Source organism: Cellvibrio sp. (genome assembly GCF_053579595.1).
The window spans coordinates 1-15,891 of the sequence record NZ_JBRFPI010000058.1; the positions used below are offsets into that span (position 1 = coordinate 1).

Annotated in this window: 13 protein-coding genes; 2 read left to right on the plus strand and 11 right to left on the minus strand. The window is 50.4% G+C overall.

Features of this window, described 5'->3' with window-relative positions; translation table 11 throughout:
* The 10 genes from ACWA6V_RS05675 to sbcB form a co-directional block, all read right to left on the minus strand.
* Positions 1–2,240, minus strand: a 2,240-nt coding sequence (locus tag ACWA6V_RS05675; RefSeq protein WP_449521575.1) for a heavy metal translocating P-type ATPase, incomplete at its 3' end; no start/stop codon positions are given.
* 11 nt (positions 2,241–2,251) lie between these two features.
* The gene (locus ACWA6V_RS05680) at positions 2,252–2,821 is read right to left on the minus strand and encodes a FixH family protein (protein WP_449521576.1); all 570 of its coding nucleotides are present in this window, start codon (positions 2,819–2,821) and stop codon (positions 2,252–2,254) included.
* Between the two features lie 24 nt (positions 2,822–2,845).
* On the minus strand, positions 2,846–4,252 hold the full coding sequence (gene ccoG / locus ACWA6V_RS05685) for a cytochrome c oxidase accessory protein CcoG (RefSeq protein ID WP_449521577.1): 1,407 nt from the start codon (positions 4,250–4,252) through the stop codon (positions 2,846–2,848).
* Between the two features lie 103 nt (positions 4,253–4,355).
* Positions 4,356–5,273 (minus strand): cytochrome-c oxidase, cbb3-type subunit III, encoded by a 918-nt coding sequence (ccoP, locus tag ACWA6V_RS05690; protein WP_449521578.1) that lies wholly within the window; start codon positions 5,271–5,273, stop codon positions 4,356–4,358.
* A gap of 24 nt (positions 5,274–5,297) precedes the next feature.
* The gene (locus tag ACWA6V_RS05695) at positions 5,298–5,465 is read right to left on the minus strand and encodes a cbb3-type cytochrome oxidase subunit 3 (protein ID WP_310073383.1); all 168 of its coding nucleotides are present in this window, start codon (positions 5,463–5,465) and stop codon (positions 5,298–5,300) included.
* A complete protein-coding gene (gene ccoO, locus ACWA6V_RS05700; RefSeq protein ID WP_449521579.1) occupies positions 5,465–6,076 on the minus strand; it encodes a cytochrome-c oxidase, cbb3-type subunit II in 612 nt (203 codons plus the stop codon). Before ccoO ends, ACWA6V_RS05695 begins: the two co-directional genes overlap by 1 nt.
* A gap of 10 nt (positions 6,077–6,086) precedes the next feature.
* Positions 6,087–7,541, minus strand: a complete 1,455-nt coding sequence (gene ccoN / locus ACWA6V_RS05705) for a cytochrome-c oxidase, cbb3-type subunit I (RefSeq protein ID WP_449521580.1) — start codon at positions 7,539–7,541, stop codon at positions 6,087–6,089.
* A 318-nt stretch (positions 7,542–7,859) separates the two neighbouring features.
* Positions 7,860–9,077 carry an argininosuccinate synthase gene (locus tag ACWA6V_RS05710; protein ID WP_310073377.1) on the minus strand — a complete coding sequence of 406 codons (1,218 nt, stop codon included), beginning with the start codon at positions 9,075–9,077 and terminating at the stop codon, positions 7,860–7,862.
* A gap of 234 nt (positions 9,078–9,311) precedes the next feature.
* Entirely contained in the window at positions 9,312–11,207 is a 1,896-nt protein-coding gene (locus ACWA6V_RS05715) for a methyl-accepting chemotaxis protein (RefSeq protein WP_449521581.1), read from the minus strand.
* A gap of 149 nt (positions 11,208–11,356) precedes the next feature.
* Positions 11,357–12,835 (minus strand): exodeoxyribonuclease I, encoded by a 1,479-nt coding sequence (sbcB, locus tag ACWA6V_RS05720; protein ID WP_449521582.1) that lies wholly within the window; start codon positions 12,833–12,835, stop codon positions 11,357–11,359.
* Positions 12,836–12,987: 152 nt separating this feature from the next.
* On the opposite strand from sbcB, the gene can reads away from it, so the two are divergent.
* Complete coding sequence (can, locus tag ACWA6V_RS05725) at positions 12,988–13,617, plus strand: carbonate dehydratase (RefSeq protein WP_310073370.1); 630 nt, start codon at positions 12,988–12,990, stop codon at positions 13,615–13,617.
* Positions 13,618–13,645: 28 nt separating this feature from the next.
* Here the strand turns inward: can and ACWA6V_RS05730 are convergent, their stop codons facing one another.
* Positions 13,646–14,005: a 4a-hydroxytetrahydrobiopterin dehydratase gene (locus ACWA6V_RS05730; protein WP_449521583.1), complete on the minus strand. Its 360-nt coding sequence runs from the start codon at positions 14,003–14,005 to the stop codon at positions 13,646–13,648.
* A gap of 207 nt (positions 14,006–14,212) precedes the next feature.
* On the opposite strand from ACWA6V_RS05730, the gene ACWA6V_RS05735 reads away from it, so the two are divergent.
* Positions 14,213–15,891, plus strand: a 1,679-nt coding sequence (locus ACWA6V_RS05735; RefSeq protein WP_449521584.1) for a PAS domain S-box protein, incomplete at its 3' end; no start/stop codon positions are given.

Here is a 15,891-nt window from a genome sequence, read left to right on the forward strand (position 1 = left end):
GCAATCACCTCAAGGCGATCATTAAGCAGTACGGAATCGGCGCGGGTTTGCGCCAGATCCGAGGCTGACGCCATGGCAACCGAGACATCGGCACCGGCGAGCACGGGCACATCGTTAATGCCATCGCCAATCATCAGCACTTTATCACCGGCCGCCTGGCGCTGGCTCAGATGCGACAATTTGTCGCCCGGTTTTGCACCGGCAACATAATCATCAATACCTAATTGCTGCGCGAGTTGCACGACTGCGCCGGACTGATCACCACTTAATAGCTCGACGGCAATGCCGCAGGCTTTAAGGCGCTGGATCAAGACCGCTGCATCCGGGCGCACTTCATCGGCCAGGGCAATCCAGGCGAGCGGCATGTGTTCATTCGCCAGTAACAGCCATGTATGGAGTGCATCTGGTAATGCGATTAAAGCCTTATCCCTCAAAAATTCAGCTGCAAACTCTGCCGTGCCCAGACGGTACGTCTCCCCTTCAATTCGCCCCTCTACGCCTGCGGCGGTGATTTGCTTGACGTCTTCCGCTTTGTATTTATCTTGCCAAGGGCGGAAGGCAGCGGCCAAAGGGTGGTTGGACCCCGCTTCAAGCGCAGCAGCCAATCCCAATACTTGTTCTCTTGAGAAATCGACATCGCTGAACACGCTGACCTGCTCGACTGCAAACTGGCCTTTGGTCAGGGTGCCGGTCTTATCGAAAACAACCCGATTAATACCGTTCAATGCCTCGATCACATGGCCGCGCGCCACCAGAAATCCGCGCTTGCGCAAGTTGGCAGTTGCGGCCGATAAGGCCGCGGGCATCGCCAAGGCCAGAGCGCAGGGACAAGTCACCACTAGTACTGAGAGCGTGACCCAAAGCGCCTGCTCGGGGCGATACCAAAGCCAAAACGCAAACACAGCGCTGCATACCACCAACAAACGGGCGATAAAAAAACGCGCGATACGGTCGGCCGCCAGTACCTGCTGTGGCTTTTCATCTGCCGCCTGGGTTGCCAGGCGCTCGATGGCCGAGAGTTGGGTCGCCGCGCCCAGAGCAGTCACTTCTACTTTTAATGGGCTGTGATTATTGAGCGTACCCGCGATCACCAGATCACCCGGTTTTTTGCTTACAGGGCGGGATTCACCGGTCAACAGCGCCTCCACTACCGCGCTTTCACCGGCCAGCACACGGCCATCACAAGGAAAGGTTTCACCCGCTTTAACCAGAATCAGGTCGCCCAGCTTGAGCGTTTTGATTGGCATCGACTGCTCGACTTCGCAGCCGTTTTCAACGCGCAAACAGCAAGCGGTAAGCGGCATTAACTGCGCGAGATTGCCAAACGCAAGGCGGTTGCGGTGGCGCGCGCGCAGCTCCACATAGCGCCCCACCAATAGGAACAACGTGAACATGGAGACGGATTCAAAATAGACCTCGCCGGTGCCTGAGATTGTCGCCCAGACGCTGGCGCTATACGCCAAGCCGATCGCCAATGCGACCGGCACATCCATTACCAGATGGCGCATTTGAACGCTGCGCCAGGCGGCTTGGAAAAACGGCCAGGCGGAAAAAAATACCACCGGTGTCGCCACCAGCATCGACAGCCAGCGCAAAAAATCCAGCCAGAAATCGGTTGCACCGGTATACATCCCCACCGCCACCATCATCGCCTGCATGGTGCCAAAACCCGCAACACCAATACGAAACAGGGCAACGCGGTTTTCTTTTTTGATCAACTGCTGTTGTTGGTCGTCGGTAGCAGGGCGCGGTAGATAGCCAATGGTGGCGAGAGATTGGAAGATCTTGCTAAGTGGATATTGTGAGTCCCACACGATGGCGCAACGATGTGTACTCACATTGACAGTGACCGACTGCATCGCCGGATTTTTTTTGAGATGGGTTTCAATCAACCAGCTGCAAGCGGCGCAGCTAATACCCTCAAGCAACAGATTGGCCTGTTTGAGCTTATCGTCAAAGGGAATCACAAACTCGGACTGTACTTCAGGCAGATCGTAGATATCCCAGCGCGGCGACTCCAGCAGTTCGGGACGATCATTGTTTGCAGTGCGAAATTGGTAAAAATTTTCCAAACCACCATCAACGATTGCCATAGCCACCGCTTGGCAGCCGGGGCAGCACATAAGCTGTTCTGTACTCTGGATGGTCACAGGGTAATAGCTGGCGGGAGACACCGGCAGGCCGCAGTGATAACAGGCCTGCCCAGTGGAGATATTAGTGGGGGACGCTGGGGTCTCCATTCACTGCCCGATCACTTGACGCGCGGCGCTAACAGGGTTTTTTCGGTGGAGCGAAAGTTGATTTCCCCACTCAATGTCCATGGCGCTTCTTTGCGCAAGGCAATATCGTTGACGGGGTAAAGCGTTAAGTACCAGGAATAATCCGGCTCGCTCACCAACTCACCACGATATTTGCCCGGTGCGATTGCGTCCAGAGTAATAAGCTGGTCCTTCGCCGCTTTAACGGGATGCCCCATCATCAATAGTAGTTGCTTTGGCATTATGGTCGAATCAACAGGCGCATTGGCAATCGTCAGGGAGATCTCACCGCTAGTACGGTCGAAACTGAGGTCACCACTTAAGCCCAACGCTTGCGCGCGCTTGTCCTGCTCCAGCGCCTGATTAATCATGCGCCCTTCTTTATAATAGTTATCGATAATCACATCATCAGCGCCTTTGAGCGCAATAGTCACGGTAACGGAACACATAATGATGATGTAAATTAACGGACTGAATACAAACCAGAACCAAAATTGGCGATACCAAGGCTTACTCGCCTCGTCCGCTAACTCGCTAGTAGGATCTTGCTGTAAAACGCTCATGCACATATCCTGAAAAACAATCGCTTAAGGACCGATAAAGGTTGTCGTGTTGGTTGCAGTAATTTCCGGATTTTCCCGCGCTCGTACACGAAAACGGATCTCGGACTTTTTACTTTTTAATTCAGACTTTTTAACCGAAACCCGCACCGGAATCGTCAATACTTCTCCTTCAATAGCGGGAATTGATTTGTAACCCTGAACATCAAACTGGTAGTCACCCTCCACTTCGACATCATAAGTATGGGTTGCACGATCCATATTACTGATTTTCAAGGTATATACGTTCTGGATACTATCTTCCACCACGCGGTACATGCGCACACCGCGGTCACGCTGCGCTTCCAAACCGACCGGCACACGGGTGGCAATGGAGTAGACGAACAGCGAAATCATGATCGTCAACATCAATCCATAACCGAGTAAACGGGGGCGGAGGACCTTGGTTTTGCCATTCAAAATGGCATCTTCCGTGGTGAAGCTGATCAGGCCGCGCGGGTAATCCATCTTATCCATTACGCTATTGCATGCATCAACACACAAGCCGCAATCGATGCACTCCGCCTGCAACCCATCGCGAATATCGATATCTACCGGGCACACCTGCACACACCAGGAACAGTCGATACAATCGCCTAAACCTTGTGCCTTGTAATCATCTCCAATCTTGCGCGGCCCCCGTTTTTCACCACGGACACTGTTGTAGGAAACAGTTAAGGTATCCTGATCGTACATAACCGCCTGAAAGCGCGCATAGGGGCATATATATTTGCAGAATTGCTCGCGCATAAACCCGGCGTTCATGTAGGTCGCGACCAAATATAGAAACACCCAAAAAGTGGTTATCAAATCCAAATTAAAGGTGAAAAATCCAACCACCAAATCGCGGACAGGAGTGAAATATCCGACAAAGGTCAGGGATGTAACTAGCGATATGGTGATCCAGATCGATTGTGTCGCGCCCTTTCGCCACAGCTTTTCAAGCCCCCAAGGCTGAGCATCCAACTTCATACGTTTATTGCGGTCACCTTCACACAAATGCTCGGCCCAAATAAACATTTGTGTCCAAACAGTTTGCGGGCAGGTAAACCCACACCAGACGCGCCCAACCAATACGGTTACTGTAAATAGTAGAAAGGCAGCAATCACCAGCAACCACGCGAGATACATCGCATCTTGCGGCCAGAAGGTAAGCCATAGGATATGGAATTTACGCTCGGGAAGATCAAACAGAATCGCGGGGCGACCATCAATCACCAGCCATGGCATTATCAGAAAGCCAAGCATCAATGGAAGGCCAGTATAGCGGCGTAACCGCTGATAAAAACCGGTGATACGGCGGGTGTAGATTTTGTCATCAGCCTCGTAGAGGTTTACATAGCGGATACTGTTATCCGCAGCTGATTTGTGTTCTGACGAAGGTTTTTCACTCAAAGGAATTACCTCATATTCTCCCTACCCGGTCACTGCGGTAGCAAGAAGCTAATTGAGCGCGAAAAAAAAGGCAGGCCTGAGCCTGCCTTCCTTGCAGGAAGAATTAGTTGGATTCTTCCAGTGACAGGCTGTAAACGTAAGCAGCCAGCAAATGTATACGATCTTCTTTCAACAATTCTTGCTGCGCTGGCATTACCCCGTTACGGCCGTCACGCAGAGTCTGGCGAATAGTGGCTGCTTCACCACCGTAGAGCCAGATATTGTCAGTCAGATTGGGTGCGCCAACCAGTTGGTTACCCTTGCCATCAGCGCCGTGGCAAGCAACACAATTAGTTGCAAAGAGCTTGGCGCCGACTTCGGCTCGTGCAGCATCGTGATCATTGTCAGAGATTTTCAGTACATATTCTGCGACATCGGCAACACCCTCTTCGCCCAGAATTGAGCCCCAGGCAGGCATCGCTGCTTTGCGGCCAAGCACGATAGTTTCATGAATTTTTTCCGGTGTGCCGCCATACAGCCAATCTTTGTCGGTCAAATTCGGGAAACCCGGGTTACCGCCACCGTCCGCACCATGGCACACAGCACAGTTGTTGGAGAATAAACGGAAGCCCATTTTGAGCGCGTCCGGATTCTTGGCCACTTCCTCAATTGGCATCTTGGAGTAGACGCCATAGGTTTCTGCATAGACTTTTTCCGCTTCCGCTTGATGACCACGCAATTCGTTAACTGAGGTCCAAGACTTACCCTCTCCATCCTTCAGGCCCTCGTAAGCGCCCATACCAGGGTAAATAATCAGGTATCCAATAGAGAATACAAACGTCAGGATGAACATCCAAAACCACCAACGTGGTAAAGGATTATCATATTCCTCAATACCGTCATATTCATGACCGGTGGTTTTTGCTTCCGTGCTTTCTTCCCCTGCCACCGCACGCTTGCGGTTGGCGAGGAGAATCCATAACAACAGCACCAGATTGGTGGTTGTCAGGATAACGATCCAAAGGCTCCAAAAAGTACTCATAGTTAAATCCGCCCTAATCGATGATTACTTGTGATCATCTGTGTGCTTGTCTTGAGGTTCATCAGCAAATGGCAACTTGGCATCTTCTTCAAAGCGCTTTTTGAGCTTGGGCGAAAACGCCCAGAAGCAAACACCGAAGAAAGCGATGGTTACCAGAACCGTTGAAATTGCGCCGACTGTGCCTGCGTCCATTAGCGCTTCTCTTTGAGCAACACGCCCAAGTTTTGCAGGTAAGCCACCAGCGCATCCATTTCCGTTACGCCTTGCACCGCTCTTTTTGCACCGGCAAAGTCCTCTTCGGTGTAGGGAACACCCACTTTCGACAACGCGCGCATCTTATCCTCAGTGTGCTTCCCGTCGAGCTTGTTGTCATACAAGTGCGGATAGGCAGGCATAATCGACTCTGGTACGACGATGCGCGGGTTAAACAAATGAACCTTGTGCCAATCATCCGAGTAACGGCCACCTACACGTGCCAAATCCGGACCAGTACGCTTGGAACCCCAGAGGAACGGGTGCTCGTAGACCGACTCGCCCGCTACCGAGTAATGACCATAACGCTCAACTTCTGCACGTAATGGACGCACCATTTGGGTATGGCATACATGGCAACCTTCACGGATGTATACATCGCGGCCTTCCAGTTGCACTGCATTGAGCGGCTTTAAACCTTCAATTGGAGTAGTGGTTTGTTTAAGGAAGAATTGCGGAACAATTTCCACCAAACCACCAAAACTAATGGCGACAACCATAAACACAGTCATCAAGCCGATATTTTTTTCTACTATCTCATGGCCTTTCATGGCACTCCCCTTAGACAGCTGGTGCCTGAACAGGCTGGTTAACACTTTCGGCCGCTTTTTTGGACGCGTTGACAGTGCGATAGGTGTTGTAAGCCATAATCAACATGCCTGTCAGGAAGAAGGCACCGCCGATTGCACGCATGACATAACCGCCCTTACTGAACACGACTGTTTCAATGAAACTATAAGTGAGTGAGCCATCCGGGTTAAATGCACGCCACATCAAACCTTGGCCAATACCGTTGATCCACATGGCTACTACGTAAAGTACAGTGCCTACAGTTGCCAACCAGAAGTGCAAGTTGATCAGTTTTACGCTGTACATCTCTTCACGGTTAAACAGTTTTGGCAGCATGTGGTAGAGCGCACCGATAGAAATCATCGCCACCCAACCCAAGGCGCCTGAGTGAACGTGACCCACGGTCCAGTCGGTGTTGTGCGAGAGTGCGTTGACGTTTTTGATTGCCATCATCGGGCCTTCAAAGGTAGACATACCGTAGAAAGACAGGGCGACAACGAGGAAACGCAACGTTGGGTCAGTGCGCAATTTATGCCATGCACCTGACAGGGTCATAATACCGTTGATCATCCCACCCCAGCTTGGCGCGAGCAGGATCAGCGACATCACCATACCCAAAGACTGGGTCCAATCCGGCAATGCGGAGTAGTGCAAGTGGTGCGAACCCGCCCAGATATAAAGGGAGATCAACGCCCAAAAGTGCACGATAGACAATTGATAAGAGTAAACCGGACGACCGGCCTGTTTCGGCACAAAGTAATACATCATGCCGAGGAAACCTGCAGTCAGGAAGAAGCCTACCGCGTTGTGGCCATACCACCATTGCACCATGGCATCGGCAGCACCTGCGTAGGCAGAATAGGATTTGGTCAGGGTAACCGGGATAGCTGCACTGTTAACAATGTGCAGCACGGCAACAGTGACAATAAAACCACCGTAGAACCAGTTAGCTACATAGATGTGGGACGTACGACGCTTGACGATAGTACCGAAGAATACAATCGCGTACGAAATCCACACCAGTGCCAACAGGATATCGATTGGCCACTCCAGCTCGGCATACTCTTTAGCAGAGGTCATACCCAATGGCAGGGTAATCGCTGCCAGAACAATAACCGCCTGCCAACCCCAGAACGTGAAGGGGACTAACCAGCCACCAAAGAGTGGAGCCTGACAGGTACGCTGAACCACATAATAAGAAGTAGCAAAAAGCGCACAGCCACCAAAGGCAAAAATAACCGCGTTGGTATGCAGCGGACGCAAGCGACCGAAGCTGGTGTAAGGCTGGAGCAGATCATTCAGACCTGGCCAAACCAATTGAGAAGCGATAAGAACGCCAACTCCCATCCCAAATATGCCCCATACAATGGTCATAATGGAGAATTTGCGCACTATATCGAAATCGTATACTGGAGGATCTCCAGCTACTGTCGCATGACTACCCATAGGACTTTCCTATTACTTAAAGAAAAATGAAAACTTTTTGTCTCTGTCAGCGCTACTTATCGCCCGGAGCAACACGGCACTATCTTTGTAAAAGGCCAATTTATAGCAAGCCTATAACCCTACTTTAGGTGCGGCATTTTGCCTTATGAGCGGCAATTTGTCTCACCCTTGTCGGTACAGGATTGATATTTATCAAATAATTTATGCGCTTTTACCTGCGAACAGAGCGCTTTTGATCAATAGATCCACAATAGGTCATTAATTGGCAACCCGCATCTGCAAGTGGATGCAGGTGCCACAATGTTTTAATGAACTGTTCTACTTGAGCGAACGGCCTTTGTTAGCAGCAATACGCATACGCAGCGCATTCAGTTTAATGAAGCCTTCAGCATCTTTCTGGTTGTATGCACCGGCATCATCTTCAAAGGTCGCTATTTTTTCATCAAATAGGCTGTCGGGAGAACGACGACCAACCACACTTACAGAACCTTTGTACAGCTTCACACGCACATCGCCATTCACATGCACTTGTGACTGATCGATCATCGCTTGCATCATCAGACGCTCTGGGCTCCACCAGTAGCCGTTGTAAATCATGTCCGCATACTTGGGAATCAAGCTGTCCTTCAAGTGGGCAACTTCACGGTCCAGGGTGATAGATTCAATCGCACGATGCGCGCGCATCATGATGGTGCCACCAGGAGTTTCATAGCAGCCGCGAGATTTCATACCTACGTAGCGGTTCTCTACGATATCCAGACGACCGACACCATTCTCACCACCGACTTTGTTCAAGTAAGCCAGTACGGTAGCGGGAGACATTGGTTTGCCATCTATAGCGACGATATCGCCTTTTTCGTAAGTCAATTCAAGGTATGTCGCTTTATCCGGAGCTGCTTCAGGAGCAACAGTCCAGCGCCACATATCTTCTTCAGCTTCAGTCCATGGGTTTTCCAGAACTTTGCCTTCGTAAGAGATGTGCAGCAGGTTGGCATCCATAGAGTAAGGTGATTTTTTCTTCTTGGAGTAATCAACCGGGATATTGTGCTTCTCACAATAGGCCATCAGGGTTTCGCGAGAGGTCAGATCCCACTCACGCCATGGGGCGATTACTTTGATGCCTGGCTTCAGTGCGTAAGCACCCAGCTCGAAGCGCACCTGGTCATTACCTTTACCGGTAGCGCCGTGGGAAATTGCATCTGCACCCACTTCGTTGGCGATTTCAATCAAACGCTTGGCAATCAATGGGCGGGCGATAGACGTACCGAGCAGATATTCACCTTCGTATATGGTGTTAGCGCGGAACATAGGGAATACGAAATCGCGGACAAATTCTTCGCGCAGATCGTCGATATAAATTTGCTTAACACCAAGCGCTTCTGCTTTAGCGCGCGCTGGCTCTACTTCTTCGCCCTGACCAATGTCAGCGGTGAAGGTGATTACTTCACAGTTGTAGTTTTCTTGCAGCCATTTGACGATTACTGAGGTATCGAGGCCACCGGAATAGGCCAACACGACTTTCTTGATAGATGACATGGGAAACTCCCGCTATAACTCGTTGACAATTCACCGGGCACAAGCCATAGACCAGTACCTACTTGGGCGCGGGATTGTACTCGCAAGCCAACCAAATTCCCACACTTGCCGCCGCTAAATAGCGGCTTTTCGCACCAAATGAAAATAGCTCTCAGCCATTAACCAAACCCTTGACCAAAAAAACAAAAGCAGCCTTGTGAGCTGCTTCTGCTGTGCAAATAAATCCAGCAATTATTACAGGCGGAAGGTGGACACCTTAGCGTTAAGCGCACGTGCCAAATCCTGTAAGCTTTGTGCACGCGCATCACCTTGGTGGGCAACTTCAGCGGAGTTGTCAGCCACTTGTTTAATCGCGTTGATATTATTCAACACCTCTTTCACCACATGGCTTTGCTCTTCTGCTGCAGTGGCAATCTGCACCGCCATGCCACTGATTGCACCTACTGCTACGTTAATTTTATCCAGGGAGTGGGAGGCGTTGTCGGCATTATCGACACTACCAGTGGCAAGGCGACGCCCCTCCTCCATAATCGACACCGCATTTTGCGCGGTCGATTGCAAAGAGCCAATCATGGACTGGATTTCCTCGGTGCTGGCATGAGTGCGCTGAGACAGCACACGCACTTCATCTGCCACCACGGCAAAGCCCCTGCCCTGTTCACCGGCACGCGCTGCTTCAATCGCCGCGTTAAGCGCAAGCAAGTTGGTCTGTTCGGCAATGCCTTTGATGGTAGCGAGAATACCGCTGATATTTTGCGCATTGGTGTTGAGGGTAGAAATAACGCCGCCGGCCTGCTCCACCTTCTCAGCGAGCACCACAATTGAGTCGCGGGTTTTATCCACTTGCTGCTTGCCATCACTCGCGCTGTTGACTGATTCGCGTACCGAACCTGCAGTGTGTTCCGCATGATGAGCGATTTCCTGGGTCGCGCTGGTCATCTCATTCATGGCCTGCACTACCATCCCGATTTGCTGTTGCTGTACACCCAGCTCACGCACTGATGTCACCGCTGAATCGGCCATAGCACGGGCATTGTCCTGCAGGTCAGTCGCCTGGGTGCGGATATGCTTGACCAAATCATTCATGTGCTCGACAAACGAATTGAAATTCGCAGCCAACAGCCCGACTTCATCATTGGAAGTCACCGGCAGACGACGCGACAAATCCCCACCGCCGGATGCAATATCCGACAGCGACTGGGACACATTGTGGAGTGGCAATAACAGCACGCCGTTAAACCAGTTGAGCACCAATATTGTCACTACCAGCAAAATCAAAATTGCGGCTAACTGCCCCAGCAGCGTTGAATGGACAGGGCCGACCAATAGCTCGCGCTCCAGCACCATGATCAGGGTTAAATCGGTACCCGGGATCGCATCGGCAAAAATTTGCATGGTCTTGCCATCCAATTCAATGAGGTACAAACCATCTTTTGCACGTAATAGTTGTTCGAGCTTGTTATTGGTTAGATCAGACGAGATATCCAGCAAGGGTTTATTCAGCAGCTTTTGGTCAGCATGGGAAAACACCTTGTCGCCACGCGCGATAAACATATAACCGTTACCTGGCAAATCGATGTCGCGCAGCTGCTGAACGATTGCATCGATCACCACATCTATGCCGAGAATAGCCTTGATACTGCCATCACTATTAATTACCGCGCGCCCAAGCGACACCACATTTTTGCCCGTGGCCGATGCAACCGAGGGGTTATCGATAAAGGTTTCGCGCGGATTTTTAACGGCGGCTATATACCAGCCCCAGACCCGCGGATCATCATTGCCCGGCGCCATGACCAGATTATTGGCGTTGTAGAGTTTGCCATCGGCAAAGGCCAAAAAACTGTTGTCTACGTCGGCAGAAATTTTTACCTGGGTGAGATGCGCGTTGTAACTTTCTTCAGTAGCACTGGCGGGAAAGCCCTCCAGCGCCTTACCCTTGAGAGCAAACCAGTCATGGACGTATTTACTGAAGGTCGCGGAAATACCGGCGACTTGACGGTTAATATTGATCTCCATCGCCTTCATGGCAGAGGAATAAGAGAGATAGGAAACTGCGCATCCAACAAGCAAAAGCGATACTGCAACTGACGCACTTATTTTCTTGCGTAATGACCAGCGAGCCGACATTGTTTGACCTCCAACATAGTGGTCCACCCCGTGAAAGATGGAAAATATAATTATTAATGGAAAGTAATTTTGGGTACCGGCCAGACCCTTTCCTTATTTGTTCATCTGGCCATTGTTGTAGTGATTACTGCTAAACACGCCTCCGTCATTTATACACCTGGTCCAAAAAGGCTCTGTTTTAACTTATCGGCATATACTGCCAATTGCTTTAACAGATCTTGTTGTGCGTCCGTTGTGTTTGCATCCGCCACCAGCAGCTGCACGCGCTGATAAAACTCCTCCAGGGTTAAACTGGCTTGCGCCTCTTTGGCGGTTAACCGCCAGCGGCAAAATGCCGTCCAACGTTGCTGCTCCTCAAGGCTAAGACTAGTCGGGAAATTGCGCGCACGGTAGCGAAACAACATTTCTTTTAAGCGCGGATCGCGAAAAGCAAATGGTTCATTTGACAGCAACTCGGGCGTCGCTTGACGCACCTGCACCATCAAGCGCTTGTCTTGCTCATCAAAAAAACCGTTGTAGAGCATTTGTTCCGGGTCGGTTTTTTCCGCAAATTCCTGGCTGCTGTAGAGCTGGTAAAGCTTCTGCTGCAAGGCTTGCCGCTCATGGAGACTGAGATTGCACAAGGTCTGCCAGTGCTGTTCACAGGCCGGTTTATCGATTGCCAAGCGCTGTGCGGTTGAGTCGTCCAGCATCGACGGAGGTAAAACCATAGGGGTTTTATTGAAGTGGATCTCCTTGAGTGCTAAACGCTCAACTCCCTCAGGTAAATCCTCCGTGCGGGTAAATAAACGCGAGCGCAATTCATCAACCGGCAAGGTCAGCAACGCTTGCGGATCAGTACCGAGGTTAAAGGCGATCACCGAATTCTTGTTGGTGGGATGCATCATTAGCGGCAACACCAGCGCCGCATTGCCATTTTCAGCAGGAAAGCGCGACGAAATATGCAGCAGCGGTTTATGGCTATCAATTTCGATCAAACTGGCCACAAAGCGTTTATCGCGCAGGCGATAAGCGTAGTCGTAGAGTTTGGGTTGCCTGGTTTTGATTAACCTGGCCACGGCGATAGTCGCGTAGACATCCGAGAGCGCATCGTGCGCAGCCTCATGCTTGAGATTGTTGGCCTTGCTCAGCATCTCCAATTTAAAACAGGGGCGACCATCCTCGTAATTGGGCCATTCGATGCCCTCGGGGCGCAGGGCGCGGGTCATACGTACCATATCGATAATGTCCCAGCGCGAATTGCCGTTGCGCCACTCGCGCTCGTAGGGATCGTAAAAATTGCGGTAGAGCGTATAACGGGTAACTTCATCATCGAAACGAATGGAGTTGTATCCCACACCGCAGGTACCGGGGCGGGCCAATTCCGCATGGATCGCCGCGATAAACTCGCACTCCGGCAGGCCGCGCTCCTCTGCCATTTGCGGTAGCAAGCCAGTGATCAAACAGGCCTCCGGTTTGGGCAATAAATCCGGCGCGGGTTTGCAATAGATCATCAGCGGCTCGCCGAGGATATTTAATTCTTCATCGGTGCGAATACCGGCAAATTGCGAGGGCTTATCAACCGCAGGGGTTTCGCCCCAGGTTTCGTAATCGTGCCAGTAGAGGGTATTTTGCACAGCGGGCTTCATTGTTTTTATCCCTTCAGATTATCTGGATCAAGCCTAAGAAAAAGCGCAATGTAACACTCGCCCTCCGCTTTCCCCTATACTGCGGCCTGATTTTTGCGTCGCAAAGCCGCACCACAATTCTGAATTTTGTAAGTGTCCACCGGGAGAATGCCATGAGTGATTTAGATAGCCTGTTTGCCGCCAACGTGAAATGGGCAGAAGACATCAGACGTAAGGAGCCTGACTTTTTTTCCAATCTGGCCAAACAGCAAGCCCCGGAATATTTGTGGATAGGTTGCTCCGATAGCCGTGTACCCGCTAACCAGATTCTCAATCTGGCACCGGGCGAAATCTTCGTGCACCGCAATGTCGCAAACGTGGTTATCCATACCGACTTGAACTGCATGACCGTATTGAATTACGCCGTAGAGTTTTTGAAAGTGAAGCATGTGATGGTCACCGGTCACTATGGTTGCGGCGGTGTCAGGGCAGCGTTGGAAAATCACAAACTGGGGCTGATCGATTACTGGTTGCGCAATATCCGCGATGTGTATTACGCCAACAAAAATGTGCTTGATCGACTGGATGATCAGGATGAGCGCGTAAACCGCCTATGCGAGCTGAACGTAATACAGCAGGTGGACAATATTTCACGCAGCAATATCGTACAAAATGCGTGGGCGCGTGGTCAGGAGTTAACTATTCACGGTTGGATTTACGATATTCACGACGGCATCTTGCACAAACTCACTCCACCGATCGATCGCATCGAACAAATTCCCGAGCAGTATCGACTTTATTAAAAATCGTCTTTACTAAAAAGCTCCGCTGTTAAGCACCAGCGGCAAACCTTGCATGAAATAACTGTTCTGTTTTAGCCGCCATAATCACATCATTTTCGTGCAAGCCACGAATCTTATGTGTCCACCAACTCACCTTTACCTTGCCCCACTCGGTTAACAGCGCCGGGTGGTGGCCATACTCCTCCGCCAACGCCCCCACCGCTTGGGTAAACGCCATGGCCTGCACAAAATTGTTAAAACGATAGGTGCGCGTAAGCTGATTAACTCCCGCCACGATTTCCACTGCCCATTCCGGCAACTCTAGCAGCACCGCATGCAAATCGGCCTCGCTGAGCAGGGGTGAATCAGCGCGACAAGCGCTACAGTTTTTCTCACTTAAACTACTCATTATTCACCTCATATCCAACAGCACTTAATCCAAAAAATCGGGTAATGACTTGTAATAGGCCGCAATCCCAGGATCCACTAGGATGATCAAGGTGACGCACTAGAAAGCAGCACAAGCTGTTCTATACTCACAGCAGCTTATAACAGTCCATCTCGATCACTCCCGTACCCTTCTACAATTTACACCATTTGACTAACGGAATATTCAATGCCAGAGAAGACGCTCTTACAGCAACCTATAGACGATGAAGTGCTCAGCCAGTTTACGTTGGCTGACGAGCAAATGCGCTCGCTCTATCATAGCCTACCGGTATCGCTGCTCTCCTCCATTATTATCGCGCTGATCCTCAGCATCTCGCATTGGAAAGTCATTGGCCAGGCAGAAATTATTCTGTGGAATTTATTATTGGGTGGTTCCTTGCTAGCACGCCTGATCCTGTGGATTTTCTGGCACAACGTGCACCAACTCTACTCCACACTTTTTTGGATGAGCTGCTTCCGCATTGGTGTTTGGATTACCGGGGCAGCCTGGGGCATGGCAGCGATTTTATTATTTGCGCACGACGACACTATTTATCAGGCCCTGCTGGCATTTTCCCTCGCGGGTGTCGCCAGCGGCTCAATGACATCACTTACCGTTGATAAATATTCATCGCTCGGTTTTGTGGTTCTCGCCATTTCACCGCTCAGCGTGATGATTTTTTTAGAAGACGGCCCCACAGCTATCGCCATGACCGGCATGAGCTTGCTATTTATCTTTTTTGTTATCCCCACCTCCACCCCCCCCCCTCACAACATGCAGGATCAGCTCAATAAAAATTTTCGCCTGTTGCAGCTCACCAACAAATTGAACCACAAACAAAAACTGGAAAAAATTATCAACAATGCGCAATCCATTTACATTGGTGATAGCGACATAAAAACTGCGCTCAGTACGCTATTACATGAGACCCTGCCAATTTGCCACAGCGAGTTAGGTTTTATTGGTCAAGTAAAAAAAGACTCAGCACAAAACCCTTATATGTGTGCACTGGTCTTTGGTAGCCACAAAAAAGATGATCGCATACTGGAAAGCTTCCGCGCGACTAATCTGCCGGAAAATGGCGAATATCGTAACCTGGACAATTTGTTCGGCATGATTATGCGCTCGGACAAACCTATCATCAGTCCCAACCTCGCACGCGATATGCGCGCAGGCACTCTGCCTCAGGGGCACCCGATCATCGGCAGTTTTATTGGCATTCCTATATTCAGTGGGCGCGAACAAATTGCTATTCTCGGGCTAGCCAACTCGCCCCTTGGTTACACCAACCAAACTGCCGACGAGCTGGAACCCATCCTTAAAAGCATCGCACAATTTGTGCAAACCATGAATCACGAGCAACAACACGCGCATGACAAAGCTGCGCTCGAAGCCAGCACCCAACACACCCAGACAATCCTCAATGATATTGCGGACGGAATCATCACCATTTCAAAAGACGGGATCATCCAAAGCTTTAATCACGCCGCCGAGACTATTTTTGGTTATCGCGCCAAGCAGATTATCGGCAGGAACGTCAGCGAACTCATGCCTGAGCCGCACAAATCACAGCACGACGAATACCTAAAAAATCATCTGAAAACAGGTAAAAAGAATATTCTCGGCATTGGGCGGGAGGTTAGTGGATTGCGGCGTAATGGAGATCAGTTTCCGATGGATTTAATGGTATCGCGCGTATTCCAAAATGGGGAACCGATTTTTATTGGCATAGTGCGCGACATCACCGAAAAAAGACGGGTTGATAGTTTACGCAGTCACTTTATCAGTGCCGCCAGCAAAGAAATTCTCGAGCCTTTAAAAGTGATTGCAGAAGCGATTAGCCTGCTGCAAACCAATGCACCAGG

Bases quoted from the DNA above. Each gene is read 5' to 3' on its own strand.
- ccoO (WP_449521579.1), bottom strand. From the start codon at position 6,076: ATGAAAGGCCATGAGATAGTAGAAAAAAATATCGGCTTGATGACTGTG.
- ACWA6V_RS05710 (WP_310073377.1), bottom strand. From the start codon at position 9,077: ATGTCATCTATCAAGAAAGTCGTGTTGGCCTATTCCGGTGGCCTCGAT.
- ccoN (WP_449521580.1), bottom strand. From the start codon at position 7,541: ATGGGTAGTCATGCGACAGTAGCTGGAGATCCTCCAGTATACGATTTC.
- ACWA6V_RS05695 (WP_310073383.1), bottom strand. From the start codon at position 5,465: ATGGACGCAGGCACAGTCGGCGCAATTTCAACGGTTCTGGTAACCATC.
- can (WP_310073370.1), top strand. From the start codon at position 12,988: ATGAGTGATTTAGATAGCCTGTTTGCCGCCAACGTGAAATGGGCAGAA.
- ACWA6V_RS05715 (WP_449521581.1), bottom strand. From the start codon at position 11,207: ATGTCGGCTCGCTGGTCATTACGCAAGAAAATAAGTGCGTCAGTTGCA.
- ccoP (WP_449521578.1), bottom strand. From the start codon at position 5,273: ATGAGTACTTTTTGGAGCCTTTGGATCGTTATCCTGACAACCACCAAT.
- sbcB (WP_449521582.1), bottom strand. From the start codon at position 12,835: ATGAAGCCCGCTGTGCAAAATACCCTCTACTGGCACGATTACGAAACC.
- ACWA6V_RS05730 (WP_449521583.1), bottom strand. From the start codon at position 14,005: ATGAGTAGTTTAAGTGAGAAAAACTGTAGCGCTTGTCGCGCTGATTCA.
- ACWA6V_RS05680 (WP_449521576.1), bottom strand. From the start codon at position 2,821: ATGAGCGTTTTACAGCAAGATCCTACTAGCGAGTTAGCGGACGAGGCG.